Source organism: Pararhizobium sp. A13 (genome assembly GCF_040126305.1).
GTDB lineage: Bacteria > Pseudomonadota > Alphaproteobacteria > Rhizobiales > Rhizobiaceae > Pararhizobium.
The window spans coordinates 161,222-178,094 of record NZ_CP149511.1; the positions used below are offsets into that span (position 1 = coordinate 161,222).

19 protein-coding genes and 5 pseudogenes are annotated in these 16,873 nt (G+C 60.6%); 10 read left to right on the top strand and 14 right to left on the bottom strand.

Annotated features, from left to right (window positions below; genetic code table 11):
- From WI754_RS22275 to WI754_RS22285, 3 genes are read left to right on the top strand one after another with little or no spacing between them, the layout of a single operon-like run.
- Positions 1-1,086, top strand: coding sequence for a branched-chain amino acid ABC transporter permease (locus WI754_RS22275; protein ID WP_341487485.1), 1,086 nt, complete (start codon positions 1-3; stop codon positions 1,084-1,086).
- A complete protein-coding gene (locus WI754_RS22280; protein ID WP_341487486.1) occupies positions 1,079-2,833 on the top strand; it encodes an FAD-dependent monooxygenase in 1,755 nt (584 codons plus the stop codon). The genes WI754_RS22275 and WI754_RS22280 overlap by 8 nt, the downstream gene beginning before the upstream one ends.
- A gap of 7 nt (positions 2,834-2,840) precedes the next feature.
- The gene (locus tag WI754_RS22285) at positions 2,841-3,734 is read left to right on the top strand and encodes an intradiol ring-cleavage dioxygenase (protein WP_341487487.1); all 894 of its coding nucleotides are present in this window, start codon (positions 2,841-2,843) and stop codon (positions 3,732-3,734) included.
- A 624-nt stretch (positions 3,735-4,358) separates the two neighbouring features.
- Here the strand turns inward: WI754_RS22285 and WI754_RS22290 are convergent.
- Positions 4,359-4,665: pseudogene (locus WI754_RS22290) on the bottom strand (transposase); the annotation flags it as partial.
- A gap of 70 nt (positions 4,666-4,735) precedes the next feature.
- Complete coding sequence (locus WI754_RS22295) at positions 4,736-5,443, bottom strand: YafY family protein (protein WP_341487488.1); 708 nt, start codon at positions 5,441-5,443, stop codon at positions 4,736-4,738.
- 88 nt (positions 5,444-5,531) lie between these two features.
- On the opposite strand from WI754_RS22295, the gene WI754_RS22300 reads away from it, so the two are divergent.
- Entirely contained in the window at positions 5,532-5,930 is a 399-nt protein-coding gene (locus WI754_RS22300; protein ID WP_341487489.1) for a VOC family protein, read from the top strand.
- Positions 5,931-6,334: 404 nt separating this feature from the next.
- On the opposite strand, the gene WI754_RS22305 is transcribed toward WI754_RS22300, so the two are convergent.
- From WI754_RS22305 to WI754_RS22325, 5 genes and pseudogenes are all read right to left on the bottom strand, one after another.
- Positions 6,335-6,718, bottom strand: coding sequence for a hypothetical protein (locus tag WI754_RS22305; RefSeq protein WP_341487490.1), 384 nt, complete (start codon positions 6,716-6,718; stop codon positions 6,335-6,337).
- 370 nt (positions 6,719-7,088) lie between these two features.
- Positions 7,089-7,298: pseudogene (locus tag WI754_RS22310) on the bottom strand (integrase); the annotation flags it as partial.
- A complete protein-coding gene (locus WI754_RS22315) occupies positions 7,295-7,621 on the bottom strand; it encodes a hypothetical protein (protein WP_341487491.1) in 327 nt (108 codons plus the stop codon). The gene WI754_RS22315 and the pseudogene WI754_RS22310, both read right to left, overlap by 4 nt.
- An 8-nt stretch (positions 7,622-7,629) precedes the next feature.
- A pseudogene (locus tag WI754_RS22320) lies at positions 7,630-7,851 on the bottom strand (PIN domain-containing protein); the annotation flags it as partial.
- Positions 7,844-8,113 (bottom strand): type II toxin-antitoxin system prevent-host-death family antitoxin, encoded by a 270-nt coding sequence (locus WI754_RS22325; protein ID WP_341487492.1) that lies wholly within the window; start codon positions 8,111-8,113, stop codon positions 7,844-7,846. The pseudogene WI754_RS22320 and the gene WI754_RS22325, both read right to left, overlap by 8 nt.
- Positions 8,114-8,460: 347 nt before the next feature.
- Between WI754_RS22325 and WI754_RS22330 the strand changes: the two genes are divergently transcribed.
- From WI754_RS22330 to WI754_RS22340, 3 genes and pseudogenes are all read left to right on the top strand, one after another.
- On the top strand, positions 8,461-9,054 hold the full coding sequence (locus WI754_RS22330; RefSeq protein WP_341487493.1) for a DUF6088 family protein: 594 nt from the start codon (positions 8,461-8,463) through the stop codon (positions 9,052-9,054).
- Positions 9,047-10,084: a nucleotidyl transferase AbiEii/AbiGii toxin family protein gene (locus WI754_RS22335; RefSeq protein ID WP_341487494.1), complete on the top strand. Its 1,038-nt coding sequence runs from the start codon at positions 9,047-9,049 to the stop codon at positions 10,082-10,084. Before WI754_RS22330 ends, WI754_RS22335 begins: the two co-directional genes overlap by 8 nt.
- A 102-nt stretch (positions 10,085-10,186) precedes the next feature.
- Positions 10,187-10,545, top strand: a pseudogene (locus WI754_RS22340) (hypothetical protein); the annotation flags it as partial.
- 39 nt (positions 10,546-10,584) lie between these two features.
- Here the strand turns inward: WI754_RS22340 and WI754_RS22345 are convergent.
- The 6 genes and pseudogenes from WI754_RS22345 to WI754_RS22370 form a co-directional block, all read right to left on the bottom strand.
- Positions 10,585-10,751, bottom strand: a pseudogene (locus WI754_RS22345) (IS66 family insertion sequence element accessory protein TnpB); the annotation flags it as partial.
- 68 nt (positions 10,752-10,819) lie between these two features.
- Positions 10,820-11,176, bottom strand: coding sequence for a hypothetical protein (locus WI754_RS22350; protein WP_341487495.1), 357 nt, complete (start codon positions 11,174-11,176; stop codon positions 10,820-10,822).
- 52 nt (positions 11,177-11,228) lie between these two features.
- Positions 11,229-12,032: an alpha/beta hydrolase gene (locus tag WI754_RS22355; RefSeq protein WP_341487496.1), complete on the bottom strand. Its 804-nt coding sequence runs from the start codon at positions 12,030-12,032 to the stop codon at positions 11,229-11,231.
- Positions 12,033-12,043: 11 nt separating this feature from the next.
- Positions 12,044-12,679, bottom strand: a complete 636-nt coding sequence (locus tag WI754_RS22360; protein WP_341487497.1) for a dimethylmenaquinone methyltransferase — start codon at positions 12,677-12,679, stop codon at positions 12,044-12,046.
- Complete coding sequence (locus WI754_RS22365; RefSeq protein WP_341487498.1) at positions 12,679-13,359, bottom strand: RraA family protein; 681 nt, start codon at positions 13,357-13,359, stop codon at positions 12,679-12,681. Before WI754_RS22365 ends, WI754_RS22360 begins: the two co-directional genes overlap by 1 nt.
- A 14-nt stretch (positions 13,360-13,373) precedes the next feature.
- A complete protein-coding gene (locus tag WI754_RS22370) occupies positions 13,374-14,030 on the bottom strand; it encodes an RraA family protein (RefSeq protein ID WP_341487499.1) in 657 nt (218 codons plus the stop codon).
- A 118-nt stretch (positions 14,031-14,148) separates the two neighbouring features.
- On the opposite strand from WI754_RS22370, the gene WI754_RS22375 reads away from it, so the two are divergent.
- Complete coding sequence (locus WI754_RS22375; RefSeq protein WP_341487500.1) at positions 14,149-15,060, top strand: LysR substrate-binding domain-containing protein; 912 nt, start codon at positions 14,149-14,151, stop codon at positions 15,058-15,060.
- Between the two features lie 153 nt (positions 15,061-15,213).
- On the opposite strand, the gene WI754_RS22380 is transcribed toward WI754_RS22375, so the two are convergent.
- Positions 15,214-15,402 (bottom strand): hypothetical protein, encoded by a 189-nt coding sequence (locus tag WI754_RS22380; protein WP_341487501.1) that lies wholly within the window; start codon positions 15,400-15,402, stop codon positions 15,214-15,216.
- An 81-nt stretch (positions 15,403-15,483) separates the two neighbouring features.
- Here WI754_RS22380 and panD point away from each other — a divergent pair, with 81 nt between their 5' ends.
- The gene (gene panD, locus WI754_RS22385) at positions 15,484-15,936 is read left to right on the top strand and encodes an aspartate 1-decarboxylase (protein WP_341487502.1); all 453 of its coding nucleotides are present in this window, start codon (positions 15,484-15,486) and stop codon (positions 15,934-15,936) included.
- 375 nt (positions 15,937-16,311) lie between these two features.
- Entirely contained in the window at positions 16,312-16,749 is a 438-nt protein-coding gene (locus WI754_RS22390) for a SyrB-like regulator (protein WP_341487503.1), read from the top strand.
- Positions 16,750-16,873 lie beyond the last annotated feature (124 nt).

Below are 16,873 nucleotides of genomic sequence, written 5' to 3' on the forward strand. Positions count from 1 at the left end.
ATGACCATGGCCCTACCATCCTTCACGGTCGAGACGCGCACCAGAGCGTCGACAATGTCCGCAGCGGCGGTCATCGCTCTGCTGCTTCTCGCCTTTGCCGCGCCCTTCGTCGTCTCGCGCGGTGTCATCCAGGATCTGTTCTTCATCCTCACCATGCTGGTGCTGGCGCAGAACTGGAACCTGCTTGCCGGTTATGCCGGTCTGATCTCGGTCGGCCAGCAGGCTTTCGTCGGCTTCGGCGCCTATACGATGTTCGGCGCCGTCATCCTCTTCGGCGTCGATCCGGTCGTTGCGATCTGGATTGCCGGGCTGTTCTCGGTCGCCCTTGCAATTCCGACCGCCTTCTTCACCTTCCGGCTCTACGGCCCCTATTTCGCTATTGGCACCTGGGTGGTGGCCGAAGTCGTGCGGCTGTTGCTTGCCCAGTGGAAGGCACTCGGCGGCGGCACCGGCACTTCGCTGCCGCGCGAGGCAACCCGCGAGATGATCGGCGTCGAATCGATGCGCGATGTCCTCGGCATGAAGGCCTCGCAGGCAAGCGATGCGCTGACCTATTGGCTGGCGCTGATCCTCGTCGTGGCAACGATCGGTTTCATCTATGGTCTTCTGCGCAGCAAGCAGGGTCTTGGCCTAGCGGCCGTCCGTGACAATGAACAGGCCGCCCGCGCCGTCGGCGTCGATGCGCGGTGGATGAAGACGCTGGTCTATCTCGCCACCGCCTTCATCACCGGCATGTGCGGTGCGCTTATTTATGTCCAGAAGGCGCGCATCTCGCCGGATGCGGCCTTCTCTGTCACCGACTGGACGGCCTACGTCATCTTCATCGTCGTGATCGGTGGCATTGGCACGATTGAAGGCCCGATCCTCGGCGTCATCATCTTCTTTCTCCTGCAGAACCTGCTGGCCGATTTTGGATCCTGGTATCTGCTGATGCTGGGTCTTCTCGGCATCGCCATCATGCTTCTTGCGCCGCGCGGTCTCTGGGGATTGTTCTCCGATCGCACCGGCATCCAGCTTTTTCCGGTCCGCCGCGTTCTGAAGGGCGGGCCGCTCAATCTCACGCATAAGGGAGGGCCTCATGGCTGACATTACCACCGACGTACTCATCATCGGCACCGGCCCGGCAGGCTCGGCCACCGCAGCCCTGCTTTCGTCCTACGGGGTCGAGAATATGGTGATCAACCGTTACCGCTGGCTCGCCAGCACGCCGCGCGCCCACATTACCAACCAGCGCACCATGGAAGTGCTGCGCGATCTCGGCCGCGACGTGGAGGACGAGGCCTACATGTTCGCCGCTGAGCAGGACCTGATGGGCGAAAACGTCTTCTGCACCTCGCTTACCGGCGAGGAGATCGGTCGGATGAAGAGCTGGGGCATGCACCCGCTTTCGCGCGCCGAGCACCAGCTATCCTCGCCGACCCAGATGAACGACCTGCCGCAGACCTTCATGGAGCCACTGCTGTTCAAGACCGCCTGTTCGCGCGGTACGCAGTCGCGCATGTCGACGGAATATCTGAGCCACGTGCAGGATGGAGATGGCGTCACGACGACCTGTCTCGATCGGCTGACAGGCAAGGAATTCACGGTCCGCTCCAAGTATCTGGTTGGAGCGGATGGCGGCAATTCCAAGGTCGCGGAACATGCCGGCCTTGCCTTCGAGGGCAAGATGGGCGTCGCCGGCTCTATGAACATCCTGTTCCAGGCCGATCTCTCCCGCCTCGTCGCCCATCGTCCCTCGGTGCTTTACTGGGTGCTGCAGCCGGGCGCGGATGTCGGCGGCATCGGCATGGGACTGGTGCGCATGGTGAGGCCGTGGAACGAATGGCTGATCGTCTGGGGCTACGACATCAACCAGCCGGCGCCGCAGGTGGATGAAGCGCATGCGAAGAAGGTCGTGCGGGATCTCGTCGGCGACCCCGACCTCGAAATGACCATCAAGTCGGTCTCGACCTGGACCGTCAACAACATGTATGCGACGACCATGTCGAACGGCCGCGTGTTCTGCATGGGCGACGCGACCCACCGGCATCCGCCGTCGAACGGCCTTGGGTCCAACACCTCGATCCAGGACGCCTTCAATCTCGCCTGGAAGCTCGCCTTTGTGCTGAAGGGAGCGGCCGGGCCAAAATTGCTCGACAGCTATCAGGCCGAACGGGCGCCGGTCGCCAAGCAGATCGTCACGCGCGCCAACAAGTCTATCGAGGAGTTCGGACCGATCTTCAAGGCGCTCGGCCTGCTTGATTCCATTGACCCCGTAAAGATGCAGCAGAACATGGATGCCCGCTGCAACAATACTGTGGCCTCTGAAGAGCAGCGTGTGGCCATCCGCAAGGCCATCGCCGACAAGGTCTACGAATTCGATTGCCACGGTGTGGAGATGAACCAGCGATACCGCTCCGGCGCTGCCATCACCGACGGGCAGGTGGAGCCGGCCTTCACCAAGGACCCGGAACTGCACTGCCAGCAGACCACCTGGCCCGGCGCTCGGCTGCCGCATGCCTGGGTGTTTTCCAATAGCGGCGAGAAGGTTTCGACACTCGATCTCACCGGCCACGGCAAATTCACGGTGCTGACCGGTATCGGCGGGCAGGGCTGGGCCGAGGCCGCCCGTAGTCTCGGCAAGGAATTGGGCATCGACATCGCCGCCCATGTCATCGGCCCACGCCAGCCGTGGCAGGATTTTACCGGCGACTGGGCCAATATTCGCGACATCCGCGACAGCGGCATTCTGCTGGTCCGCCCGGACCATCACGTCGCCTGGCGGCGCGAGACAATTTCCGATGATCCGGCGGGCGATCTGCGCCGGGTGCTGACTGCCATTCTTCGAAAGTGAGACCGTGATGGACGCGCACGAAAAAGGCTTCTTCACCGAGGAAAATTCCGTCGAGGTCGTCACCGGCCGCAACAGCAATGCCGAAGACGAGCGGTTGAAGCAGATCATGGAAGTGGTCACCCGCAAACTGCACGAGGCGGTCAAGGAGCTCGAACCGACACAGGAGGAATGGATGCAGGCGATCCTGTTCCTGACGCGCACAGGGCAGATGTGCAACGAATGGCGGCAGGAGTTCATCCTCCTGTCCGATGTCCTCGGCATCTCCATGCTGGTGGACGCGATCAACAACCGCAAGCCGTCCGGCGCCTCGGAAAGCACGGTGCTCGGCCCCTTCCACGTCGAAGGTGCGCCCGAGCTGGAAATGGGTGCCAATATCTGCCTCGATGCCAAGGGCGAGGACATGGTGATCGGCGGCCGCATCCTCGACACGGCCGGCCGGCCGATCAAGGATGCGGTGATCGACGTCTGGCAGGCCAATGACGAAGGCTTCTACGACGTGCAACAGCAGGGCATCCAGCCGGATTTCAACCTGCGTGGGGTCTTTCGTACGGGCGATGACGGCCGCTACTGGTTCCGGGCGGTCAAGCCGAAATACTACCCGATCCCGAATGATGGACCGGTCGGGCAGATGCTCGAGCATCTCGGCCGTCATCCATATCGCCCGGCGCATCTGCACTACATCGTCAAGGCGGGCGGCTTCGAGACGCTGGTCACCCACATCTTCGATCCAGACGATCCCTATATCAATTCGGATGCGGTCTTCGGTGTGAAGGAGAGCCTGCTTGCGCAATTCAGGCACAGGCAGGATCTGGACCGTGCCAGGCGCTACGAGTTCGATGGCGACTTCTGGGAGGTAGAGCATGATTTCGTTTTGGCGCGCGTCGGCGAGAAGCGGGGCTAGAGCAGCTCCGGCAAAAGCGAGCTGCGGGACTGCTCTGCTTGTTAGCCGCGTTGATGGTGTCGGCGGGGACGAAGGTTGCTCGGCACGAGCAACTCGGGGTCCATCCAGATGCGGGACTTTGCCATCCCGAGCGTACGCGGCTCAACCTCTTCCCTGTAAGGTGGCGACGTCGGAACCTCGCGCTGCCGTTGCCTGGTTACGAGGTCTAGCCAATCGCGAGCCAGCAGAAACTCGGCATGCGTCAGTGGGCTTCCCAATGTGAGCAGGTCGCTGATCAGCCAACTCTTCGCGGGATTATCAGCATCCCGCATCGTGCGCCATGAACTTCAGAAACTGGGGCCGTGATAGCTTCTTGCGGAACCTTAGCTGGCCCGTCATCGACGCCCCGTGGAGCTGGAAAATCGTGGGTTCACGCACCACAACTTTGGCACATTGCGATGCCGAAGGGGTGTGTCTCACCCGCCCCCTCCCTTCCCTTGCAACCCGGCCCAGCCGGTCGGATCGGGGGCTGCCGTCAGCGCCAGCGGCGATGCGGAGTGTCGCATTTCTAAATGGCTGAAGACGCCGCCCAAAGTGACATTTTAACTTTGCGCAACGGCGGACATTCCAACCTTGCCGCCACATCTTGAAGTCCGGAGCAAGACGTCCGGTCAACCAAATCAGCTCAATATTGCGCTGACACTCCAGCTCAAGTCGGCGGCTCGACTGGATGCGATTGAGATAGCCGTAGACGTAGATCTTGAGCATCGTCGCAGGATCGTAGCTCGGTCGTCCAGTCTTCGAAGGGCTGCGCTCCGTTGAACCCGAGCGCGGCAAGATCGAGGCTCTCGATGAGACATCAACGGCCCGAACAGAATTGTCTTCGGACACGTAGTCGTCGGGGAAACAACATGCTCTGACCGCGGTCTATTCCTTGGAGGAAACCAGGCATTAATCCTCCCGCCGGTTCATCCAGGAATTGTATCATATTTGGCGTTTTCATACAGCCTGGGGCCGAGCCGTCACTGCGCCCCACGGGATTTCCGCATTTCGGCATCGCGCCACTGCTGCCATTGCTGCCTCAGCTTGCTCCGGGACATGCCTATGGATTCACCGAGAATCTCGACTTTGAGGATACGTTCGGTGCGGAAATGACGGAAGGCTTGTTTCGATTGGCACCACGCGATCAAGAGGCTGTGCGTGTCGGCATAGCCGAGAAGCACAGGCCACACGATGCGGCTGGTGATCGTCCCATCCGCCGCGCGATAATCGAGCTCAAGCTTGCGGCCTTCCCTGATCGCCAACCTGAGCGGACGCGTATCGCGTGTCACATCGCCGCCGACATCATCGGGTTTGATGCCGACGGCGGGTTGGGCAATATAGGGAAGAAGGTCCTGCGCGATGACCGATGTGATCTTGGCCATCACATCGCTGGCTGCATTCCGCATGGCCGCGTCATTCAACCTTGCCACCATTTGAACGCCGAGCACGACGGCCTCGATCTCGTCAGGCGTCAGCATGAGCGGCGGCATGTCATATCGCGGATCGAGGACGTAGCCGAACCCCGCTTCGCCCTCGATTGGAACACGCTGGGCAATCAGGTGTGCGATATCGCGGTAGACGGTTCGCCGCGCGACCTCAAGTTCATCCGCAAGCTCAGACGAGGTCACCGGGCGGCTCGATCGTCGAAGAATCTGGATGATCTGAAAAAGTCGATCTGCTTTTCGCATGCCTGATGACTCCTGCTGCCACAACGCTGTCAGCACGGCTATGTCACAAAAGCAAGGAAAGAGATGGTCGCGCATCAGGGAGAAAATCATGAAGTTCGCATCCACCCGCCTCATTGCCTCGGATATCACCGGCATGGTGGCCTTTTATGAGCTTGTGACGGGCTGCCGCGCCGACTGGCTTGCGCCCGTCTTCGCCGAGATCGTCACCCCCGGCGCGAGCCTCGCAATAGGCAGCGCGGAAACCGTGGCCTTGTTCAGCGAGGGCACTTCGGAGCCAGGGGCCAACAGGACAGCCATTCTCGAGTTCATGGTATCGGACGTCGATGCGGAATTCGCACGGCTCAAGGACCAGGTCACGGTCGTGCACGCACCCAAGGATTTGCCATGGGGCAATCGGACAGTGCAGATTTCCGATCCCGAGGGGACACGCGTCGCCCTCTATACACCCGTAACCGACGCCGCGAGACAGCGTTTCGCTGGCCGTTGATTGGCCGACGCTGTTGCCGGAGTTTTTGTTTGAGTAACGTTCCGCGCGCAGACGACCGCAACCAGCGCGACTCGTCGGCCGCTTGCGGCCCAGGCTGTGTGAAAACGCCAAATATGATACAATTCCTGGATGAATCGGCGGGAGGATTAATGCCTGGTTTCGTCCAAGGAATAGACCGCGGTCCGAGCATGTTGTTTCCCCCAATGCTCAACGACTACGTGTCCGACCTTCTTGAACCGACAAAACCCGCTAGACCGAAATTCCATCTTTACGACCGCCATCCGAACAGGTTTTCACACAGCCTGGGCCCTTAGTGGTCATTGGTGAAATTTGCGCACACATTTGGAGCGGTTCCCTGCTCGGGAGAACGGGATCGCGGCGGCCTCGCCGCGATCCCGCAAGGCTTATTCTGGCGGCTGGCGCTCGGCCGCGTGGCTGGAGACGGCCACAATATCGGCACCACCATCGGCAAGAAGGCGTTTGCGCACCAGTACCCGCATGACGCGAGCGGCCGTCGAGAAGCTCATCTGATCGAGCGGCCCTTCACCTTCCCAAGGTTTGGTCAGTCTTTCGGTGATGGCACTGACAATGTTCATCGGCACGATGTCGTTGCATTCGCGCATCGCCTCGAAGACGAGGCTGATCGGGTTGACCCGTCCTTCGAAAGTGACGATTGGTTCCGTAAGTTCCGTATCCCATTCCTCGAAGGCATAGAGCGCTTCGCGGAACAATTCCTGAAGGGTGATCGGCGCGTGTCCGTTGTAAAGTGGCGGCAAGGCATTCGTCATGTCTGTCTCCTCTTGTGGATTAAGCCAGTTCCTCCTCATCGGCCGGGATCGAAGCAGAACACGCAGAACGCAGGGTTTCCCTCCGGACCGAATACACGATCATTTTTATAGTGTAACACTCTCGCGATAAAGCGAATTATGACCGCAAAGTGGTTGGCACATATCTGCAAACATCTAAGTGGTTGATATCCCAAAGGAACGCCAACGATCAAACATCGGATTTTTGGTTATCGGGCGATAGCCGAGTTTGTCCCAATCGATCCTCGATTTAGCCGCTGCGATCGACTGGAGCAGGAAGATTGACCATTTCTATCTTGGTGGAAGGCCAAGAAAGCGGCCTGATGAACCGCGACCGGGGCGAGGTGGCAAAAGACCAGGTTTCAAGATAAGCAAGATCGGAGGTCAGCGCCCGCAGCGTGTTTTCGCCCATGCCCTGGTTGACGAGATTCCGTAGCGTTTCGACGTCCTGGTCGGTCAGCAGTTCCGCAAGCTTGTCGCGCCGGTCAATCGGAAGGACCGAAGCGATCGTGTCGAGCGCAACGGTACGACTTACAATCGATGTCGTTGGCGCGGCGGTCATTTGGGCAGGCCGTCTTCGTCATAGAGGTCACGATGCGCTGAGGTCAGATCAGCGGTTCGCTTTGGCTTGCCTTGCGCGGCAAGGAACCAAACCTCATCGATCGCAGAGGTTTTTCCATCCTTGGCCGGCATGTTGCTTCGGTCGTCACCTTTGATGTCGAAAGGGGTACCGTCGGACGAGAGTTCATTCCGGACCGGAAGAGCGGTGGGCTGCGCGACGGGCCGTCCGCCGTGGCAGACATACACCTCGTCGTGGCGAGACGCCAAGTCGATCATTTCTTCGAACCGATTCGCCGCTTCACTGACATCAATGAAAATCTTCATCGGATTGCTCACCAAAGCCGTTCATGCAGCACCGCATCGAAGGCGGTGTCGGGGGAGACAAACGCGCAATGTTCCAGCCGCGCCTGGGCCGCGAGAATACGGTCCCACGGATCGCGGTGATCCCAGTCAAAGCTTGCCGCGAGTTCGGCATGCAGATCGGTGATGGCAAGGGTCTGCAAACCGCTGGCACTGACGGCGGCACGCAGTTCCTGTGGCTTGAGGTCAAGCTTGTTTGTCTTGCCAGACGCCGGTATCGTCATTCCAGTCGCCAGCGTCGATGGCGGCCTGTTCGGCATCGATTATGTCGAACAGGCCGTCGGGTAGACCACGCTGGCGCAAAAGGCCGAAGGGGCGCTTGCCGCCAGCGGCCGGGCCAATGCGGGCATAGACTTCGTTGCCGCGCATGATGACGATTTCGCCCTGGTTGGCGCGTTCGAGGACTTCTGCGAAGTTCTTGCGGGCTTCGCTGATCTTATAGCTTGTCTGGGGCATTGGGGCCTCCGAATTCGGTCGTAAGGGGCACCGCATCACCGCTTTGAAGCGCGTACAAGCATGTCGTACATCTCACCTCCGATAAGCATTAGTTATCGATGGTCAGATATGGTTCCGACAAAAGTAGCCTGTGAAGAACCTTAACTATGACATAGCTGACGTCAAGATGTGCTGGCAAACGCCACTTTTTCTGACAAAGGCCTCTCCCTCCTACGTTATTTTCGTGACTTCAAATAGGCTTTTGGATCCTTCCGATGCCGGATATTGGAGCCGACTTGAATGTCAGAAAAAGATGCGCTATTTTCTGACACATGAAAATCGTTGCGACATCAGTTCCAGACCGAATCATGAAGCGCGCCCGTGCTGGCGGGCGGGGCGGTGTCTTCACGCCCAGTGACTTCCTCGACGTGGCCGCACGATCGACGGTCGACCAGGCCCTTTCCCGGTTGGCCAAGAATGGAAAGCTCCGCCGCCTGGCGCGAGGCCTGTACGACTTCCCGAAGGTTCATCCACAACTTGGTGCCCTTGCGCCTACACCTGACGATGTCGCGCAAGCGTTGGCGCGGGAGACCGGATCCCAGGTACAGATCGCCGGCGCGCGCGCGGCCAATGCCCTTGGCCTGTCAACACAGGTCCCGGCGAAGAGTACTTATTTGACAGACGGTCCGTCGCGCCGCGTCGTCCTGGGCAAGCGCGTGGTCGATCTGCGTCACGCATCGCCAAAGCATCTGATCGCTCCGGGCAGCGCGGCCGGCACAGTCGTCCAGGCCCTTCGTCACGTGGGGGCGGTACGTGCCGCCGACGTTGCGCAGATCGCGTCGCGTCGGCTGTCGGCCAGCGACAAGAAGACGCTCGCATCTAATGCGATCCGGGCCCCGGCGTGGATGCGACCCACGCTCGCCTCAATCGCCAACGCAGCGTCGGGTGAGATGGATGGATAAGGTTGCTCTTCTACCAGCCGACGATCGGGCAGCCCTCTTCGGCGAGACCGGTGCTGGCCGAGGGGTCGCCAACACGATCATCGAGAAGGACTTCTGGGTCTGCTGGGCCTTAAAGCGACTTTTTGGCCTGCAGGAAAAGGATGTTGCCACCCTTGTCTTCAAGGGTGGTACGTCCCTTTCCAAGGCCTTCGGCGCCATTCGCCGCTTTTCCGAAGATATCGACCTCTCTTTCGATCGAGCGGATCTCGGCTATCCGGGCGACCGCGATCCCGAGCAGGAAGGCATCAGCAAGAAACAGGCGTATAACCTCATTGAAGCCTTGGTGAACGATGTCGAGCGGCATATCGCCGAGAAGCTGATTCCGGCTCTTAGGTCCGCCATCGTCGAGCAACTCGGCGAGCCGACAAAAGGCGAGTGGTCGCTGGAGATTGACGCCAGCGACGCGCAGACGGTGAACTTCCACTATCCGACCGTTCTGCCTACTTCCGAATATGAAGGCATGGCCTACATCACCCCGCGGGTGAAACTCGAACTCGGCGCGCGCGGCGATCCATGGCCCACCGAGGAGAGGGTCATTCGCTCCTACGCGGCGGAGGACTATCCCGACTTCTTCGAAGAGCCTGAAAGCACCGTGACCGTTCTGTCCGCGCAACGGACCTTTTGGGAAAAGGCCACGGCGTTGCACGCGGAGGCACACCGTCGTACAGAAACGGCGACACCGCAGTATTTCTCGCGGCACTATTATGATCTGGCCATGCTTCTCGACACCGACGAGGGCAAAGCCGCCGCCGCGGATTTCGAACTTCTGGCAACCGTGGCGAAGCACAAGGCGACCTTCTTCCGGTCAGGGTGGGCCAGTTACGACACCGCGCAGCCGGGCACGTTGCGACTGTTGCCAAGCGAGGCGCGGATCAAGGACCTGCGCGCCGACTATCGCGCCATGGCGCCGATGATGTTCGATGAGAGGCCGCCCGCTTTCGACGACATACTTGCCAAAATCGAAAAGCTCCAAGAGACAATCAATACATAGCTGAATGCGATATGCTGGGGAGGAAAGTTTATTAGCTCGATACGGTCCATAGATCTGCGTCTCGTTGAAGACCTCGTCGACTTCGTTCGTGGCCCCGGCTTTGTGCTGGACTTTTCCGACGCAAGCTTCTCGGACTTTTTTGCCTCCGAGCTCAAGGTCAGTATCGACGATCCGAAATATGCGGTGAATGGAGGATCAAAAGGAAAACGCCTTCGCTACCTCCTGCAGAGCTGCGACGACGCCATCGCGGTCCGCACCCTCGCAGCGCTCTGGGAGCACCGTTCGGAATATCTCGCCCGGAGTGGCGGTACGGATCCCGTCGTTAATGCCGAGACCCGCTATCAAGGGCTATCAACCGGCTCTCGGGTGCCGCTGCTCCGCAATCAGCTGCGCGCAGCGCGGCGGCCAACGCAGTGGTCCGCCAGAAGATCGCGAAAATCAAATCGGACCTTTTGCAGGTGTCGTTTGGCACCTGAACGTGGGAATTCGGCGGTTCCGGCTACGCCCCAGCGCCGGGCAACAGCCGAGTTGTTCACTCCAGGTTCAGCGCTCTCCGCAAGGATCCGCGCCTTCTCCTCGTCAGTCCGATTCCGCCGCTGCGCCGACCGGTGATCACCTCGATCCGACGATATTTTCCCTCATGCATCTGATCAGGTCGATTGTGCATAAAAGGTTCGCCCCGGGGATAAGTTCGAAGGTGCGCCCCAAGGTTCAATTCCCATCAAGGCGAGCGGTTCACCGAAAAATAACGAAGCCAGCCGCGGGCACTGACAGATCGACGACGCGCTTGCCATCCGGTTTTTCGACTATCGCGATTGCTCGACCGATTTCGCCGGATTCTGTGGAATAGAGACACCGTATGATCGTGCCCGGCTCGTGCAGATCATGGTCGACAATGACGGACACTGTACTTGCTGCTTCGAGGTCCGTATTGATCGCCAGCAACACTTCGGTACGATCGAGGATGCGTGACCACGGTACGACGGAACGCATTTCGCCACCGACCAACTTCGGCAAGCCGTAGTCGATGCCGTTTCCGGATATCTCGCGCAGATACTGCCGTCCGGCCGGTCGCGCAGAGCACGCAGGCATTCGGCATCCAACTCGTCGAAGGGCGGCATGGGATGTCCTGTCGTTGCGAGGATCACGCAGCCGCGTGAAACGCGGCGATGCGCCGCCACATCTCAGGCGGGTTGGAATACATTGGCCAGTGCCCGCAGTCGGGAATGTCGGCCAAGGTCACGCCATTGGCGGCGATATGGGCGAGATAAGAGAGATGCGCGTTCTCCGCGCCATACATGAACATCCGGGGGCACGGCAGACCGAGGAACTTACGCATCAACCCGCCATTGTCGGAAAGCTCGACCATGGAGGTGAAGATCGGCCGCACCGCGCTGGCTCGCACCTTGTGGCGCAGGCTGGCGGCATAGAGTGCGCTGGCGAAAGCTGGCGCATGGCGGGCGCGTGCGATGAAATCGTCGAAGAAGCGCTCGGGGTCGTCGGCCGGATAGTCGTGGATTTGCCTGCTGAGGAAACAGTCCTCGGGCGCGATGTTGCCCTCGATGTCGATGAAGCTCAGCACCCTGTCGGGATGAGCGTCGGCCAGCATCAACGCGGTCAACCCACCCATGGAATGACCGATCAGGTGGAAGCGCTCGAAGCCAGCGCGGTCCAGCATCGCCAGCGCGGTCTCGACCAGGAAGGGCACCGAGATCCGCCCGAGGTTCGAGCAGACCGTCTCGCCGCAGCCCGGCGCGTCATAGGTGAGGAACGGCCGCCCGTTGAAGGCGGGATGGCGAACGATGTCGGCATAGTCCTCCTTGGTCGATCCGAAGCCGTGCAGGAACAGGATCGGGGCGCCATCACCGCCGCGCCCGAGCGCCGCAACCTGCAACTCCACGCCTTGCACATCCAGTCGGTGAACGGTTCGTTCGAATACCTCGCTCATCCTCACCCCTTTCAGCTTTCGTGCCATTTCGACAGGCCGAGCAGGTCAAGCGTGGTTTGTCCGCTCTTGAGCTTTTCCATCATCGCGGCTTCCTTTTCGGCACGAGCCTGTGCCCTGACGAGGGTGTCGGCCACGGCCGGTCGCGGCAGCACCAGCACGCCGTCATCGTCGGCCACGACCAGATCGCCCGCCTCGACCGGCGTTCCAGCCAGGCTGATCGGCTGACCGACCGAAGCCACGCTCGCCTTGATCGTGCCGCGCATCGAGACGCCACGCGCGAAGACCGGGAAGGCCCGCGCCCGAAGGGCCGCGATGTCGCGCACGCCGCCGTCGATGACGAGGCCGACGATACCCGCCGCCTCAGCCGCCACCGTCAGTACTTCGCCCCAATAGCCCGCGATGAAGCCGGAGGCCGAGATCACCAGCACGCTACCGCGCGGCGCCTTCTCCATGGCGATATGGATCGCGAGATTGTCGCCGGGCGAGCATTCGAGCGGAAACGCCGGACCCGCCACCTTTGCGCCCGACCATATGGTGCGGATTGTCGGTTCGACCGAGGACGTTGCGATACCAGCTGCCTCGAACAACGTGGAGGTTCCCAGCCTGACCGCCCATTTCAGCGCGGCCTTGTCAAATGTCGCGCTCATCAGGATTTCCTTTGCAGCGTGTGATAGCCCAGCGCGTCGCGCGCCTCTCGGATGGTCGCGCCTTGCGCGATCCGTTCGCGGATGGCGGCTTCGACCTCCTCAATCTTGCGGGCGGTCTCGGCGACTTCGCGGGCGCGCTCGCGCGGCACGATCACCACGCCATTGGCGTCGGCCACAACGATGTCGCGGCTTTGCACGCGCACTGTGCCGATGCCGACCGTGCCCCCCACCGTTTCCACCTGCACCCGATCCTTGCCGGTGCGCATGAAGCGGCCCGCGGTAAACAGGTGATAGCCGTCGCCGAGCGCCCTGGCTACATCGCGGCATACGCCGTCGATCACCGTCCCGGCGATACCACGCAGACCGGCATATTGGGTCATGATGTCGCCCCAGACGGTGCAGTCGGTGCGCCCATCATTGTCGATGACCACCACATCGCCCTCGGCCACATCGTCGATGAAGTCGCCGACCGTGCCGGGCGGAACGGAGGCCGGGACGTATTTGACGGTAAAGGCGGGGCCCACCACGGGTTTCGTGTAGTCGGCCAGCGGCATGAGGCCGGGCGTCTGGCCGTGCAGACCTAGCTTGTCCAGCGCGTCCGAGACGCCGGGCGTGTCCAGCCCCTCGAACAGCGCTACCAGTTCGCGGTCCTCGGCGGATTGCTCTTGCGGATTGCTCATATCTTTTCCCCGGCTCATTTGGCGTTGATGGCTTCAAATTCCTTGTCGTGCATGACCTCGGCGACAGAGCGCCCGGCGCGCACCGCCGCGACCATCCCGTCCTGTCGCTTTGCGATCCTCTCGCCGAGTTCGAGCACGTTCTCGATCCGCTCGGCGGGTACGAAGACCGTGCCGCAACGGTCGGCGATGACGTAATCGTCCTCGCCGACGGTGACGCCCGCCATCTGGACCGGCGTGCCCGAAGCGATCTGGATCACCCGGTTGCGCGCCGAGATCATCGTCACGCCCTTGCCATAGACCGGGTAGCCCACGGCCTCGCTGCCCTCGATGTCGCGTGAGCATCCGTCAATCACCGAGCCGCGCACCTTCTTCGCCATGGCGGCATTGGCGAGAATGTCCCCCCAACAGGAAATCCCGTCCACCCCGCCGGCGATCACCAGCACGCGGTCATGGGTCTTTATTGCGTCGATGACCGGCGAGATCAGATGGACGGTCGGCCTGGCATCCGTCTTAGGGCCGAGCTGGATGGTCGAGGCGTAGCCGACAATCTTCGGGCAGTCCCAGAGCGGGTGTAGACCGTAGGTCGCGCCGGCCAGGCCGAGGAAGTCGAGCGCATCCGACACGGTATTGCTGTCGAGCGTGGCGAGGCGGTCGAGAAGGCTTCGGGTCATGGCGGCATATCTCCGTAACAGATGCTGCGAAATTTACGCATGCAATCTGATAGGTAAAATACCGATCCGTGAATTCTGTGATATGAATTTCAGAATAAGCTCAGCCGAGGCCGACTGCATGACCGCAACGATCGATTTCCGCCTGATTCGGCAACTCTGGATGTTTTTGGCTGTGGCAGAGGAGAGCCATTTCGGGCGAGCCGCCAAGCGGCTCGGCATATCGCAGCCGCCACTGACGGAACAGATCAAGGTTCTGGAAAAGGCACTGAACCTGACCCTGTTCGAACGGTCGCGGCGGGGCACTGTGCTCAGCCCAGCTGGCGCGGCGATCCTGCCGGCCGTGCGCCAGTTCGCCGGCCAGGTCGAGCGGCTGGAACAGGTGGTGCGCGAGGTGGCAGCGGGCCAGTCGGGCGTGCTGCGCATTGGCGCGATCAACGCCGCCATGCTGGAAACAGTGCCTTCGATTCTGACGAGGCTGAAGGAGCGGCATCCGAAGCTGACGGTCTATATCCAGGAGATCGACAGCGCCGAGGCTGTGCCCGCGTTGGAGGCCGGCAATCTCGATCTCGCCTTCGCGCGCATCGAGGGAGAGGTCGGCCCCGCCATCGCCACGCTGCCCCTGACCGAGGACCGGCTGGCCGTGGCGCTCCCTGCCGATCACGCCCTCGCGGCGTTACCGCGCGTGCGATTGCAATCGCTGGCGGACGAGCCGCTGGTGATGTCGTCGCGCAAGGTCAGTCCCGTTTACTTCGACATGCTGACGGCCGTATGCCGCAGCCATGGTTTTGCGCCCCGCATCCTGCACGAGGTTCGCTCAGTCGTATCGCAGATTGCCTATGTCGGATGCGGCCAGGGCGTGGCGCTGGTTCCTGCCTCCATGAGCAAGCTAGCGCCGGGGAACGTCGTCGTGCGACCGATCAAGGAACGTATCATGGTCGTGACGGCCGCCCTCGCATGGAATAGGAACCGTTATCATCCAGTGATCGAAACCGTTTTAGGGCAACTCACCAGGGGACTTCACACGCCATGATCGGAAGCGGCATTCTATGGTGCTACAGGCCAATTCCCTTGTACCGCCCAACTGCAAAGATACCGATCCACCCTGAGCGACGCTTCTAACCTCGCTGCCAAGGCGGCTGTCCACGGCGGGCAGACCCCCTTGGGCGGAGCCGCTCATCACAATTCATAAGGCGATCACCTGGGCAGCCGTGACGTTATCGCAACGATGGGACGTAGCGAGCTTGGCTAGAAGACCGAACGTCACGCTCATGCCAACACGCCAGCCGCGCAGCGCGGCCTGCGTGAGCACGAACATGTTGTCAGGCCCCGGAATAAAACCGAGGATCAGCGATGTTGTTATGAACGTCACCATGGTTTCTGCCCGCGTATGAACGCCTTCCGCTCTGGCGCGCATTCCGCTAATACAGCGCCGGCGAAATTGAGGTGAGGGAATATGAGAAAGCTAGTCGCAGGCAAACTACACGGCATCTACGTGACTGAGGCAAACCTCAACTATCATGGATCAATCACGCTAGATCCAGATCATTGCGAGGAGGCCGGCATCCTGCCCATGGAGTTTGTCGAAATCTGGAACAAGAATTCCGGCGCTCGCATCTCCACTTACGTCATCCTTGGAGAGCGCGGCTCGAAATGCTGTATTCTCAACGGAGCCGCAGCGCGGACCTGTCAGCCCGGCGACCAGATCATCATCTGCAACTCGGTCTATCTTGACGAAAGCCGGCTCACGTCATTGAAGCCGAAGGTACTCACGTTCGACGAAGGCAACCACATACGCGACCGCCTCAGCTACTCAGTCAATGTCGATCCGGAGGGACGATACACGTTCGATATCCTCAACGAGACCAACACTGTTTTGCCCGTACCGCTGATGGTGTCTCGCGGATGATAAGCACGTCCGAACTCGATCGAGTTTCGACGGCGTGTTCCTCTCCTGTCAACCGAAGCGCTATAGCCCGTCGCGTAGGTGACGTATTCAAGAAAGCCCTCATTTAACGGGCTTCACCGCGCAGCCCCGTAACTCGGTGATCCCATCGGCATCTCATGTAGGTACGCTGAGATGCCGGACTCTCAGACAAGTACAACGACGTGGCCGTTGGTCCGATTCGTATCAAAGCGCGCGCGCGAGCTTCCGCTTCTCCGCTATGTTTATACACTAGCAATGGCTCCGCGTTTTTAAAACGGCGAGCCATCTATAGCGCTCATGTTGACTCCCTCTTTCACTCAGCCGAAAAGTACTCTTGGCTATAGAGGGAGACAACTGATGGCTGACGAGAACAGTGCGGGACCCATTACCGAGATTGCAGTCGCGGACGCGACGGCTAAAGTACCAGCGCCCAAGAAGCAGCGCGCGCCGCGGCGCCAGAAGGCCGCTGCCGAAGCAACAGTAGCTGCATCACTTGCGAAGGCCGCAAAGGTGCAGAGGGGTCGCAGGCAGCGCGCCGAAGAGTCCGAGGAAGCGAAGCTGACGCCTGAAACACAAGTCACTGGCAAGAGCACGACCAAGGACGCCATCAAAGGCACCAGAAGAAAGAGGACGCCAAAGCAGCCCGAGCAGACGGCGGAGGCGCCTGCTTCAGCTATGGATGAGATGGCAGATCTTATTCAGCTTGAAGAAGAGAATAAGAGGCTCCGCAAAACCCTTTCTGACAAGCTTCGCGCGGAAAATGCCGACCTGCGCAAGCGGCTCGGGCTCGATTGATCGACCGGTATTAGCGGGGGCGGTTGCGAGATTGCTCCCAGCCACCAGTCTTCGGTGGCAGGAGATTTCCGGGCTCACGTTACGAACCCTGATTTTAGGGCTGCGGCAACGTCGTGGTGCGGAT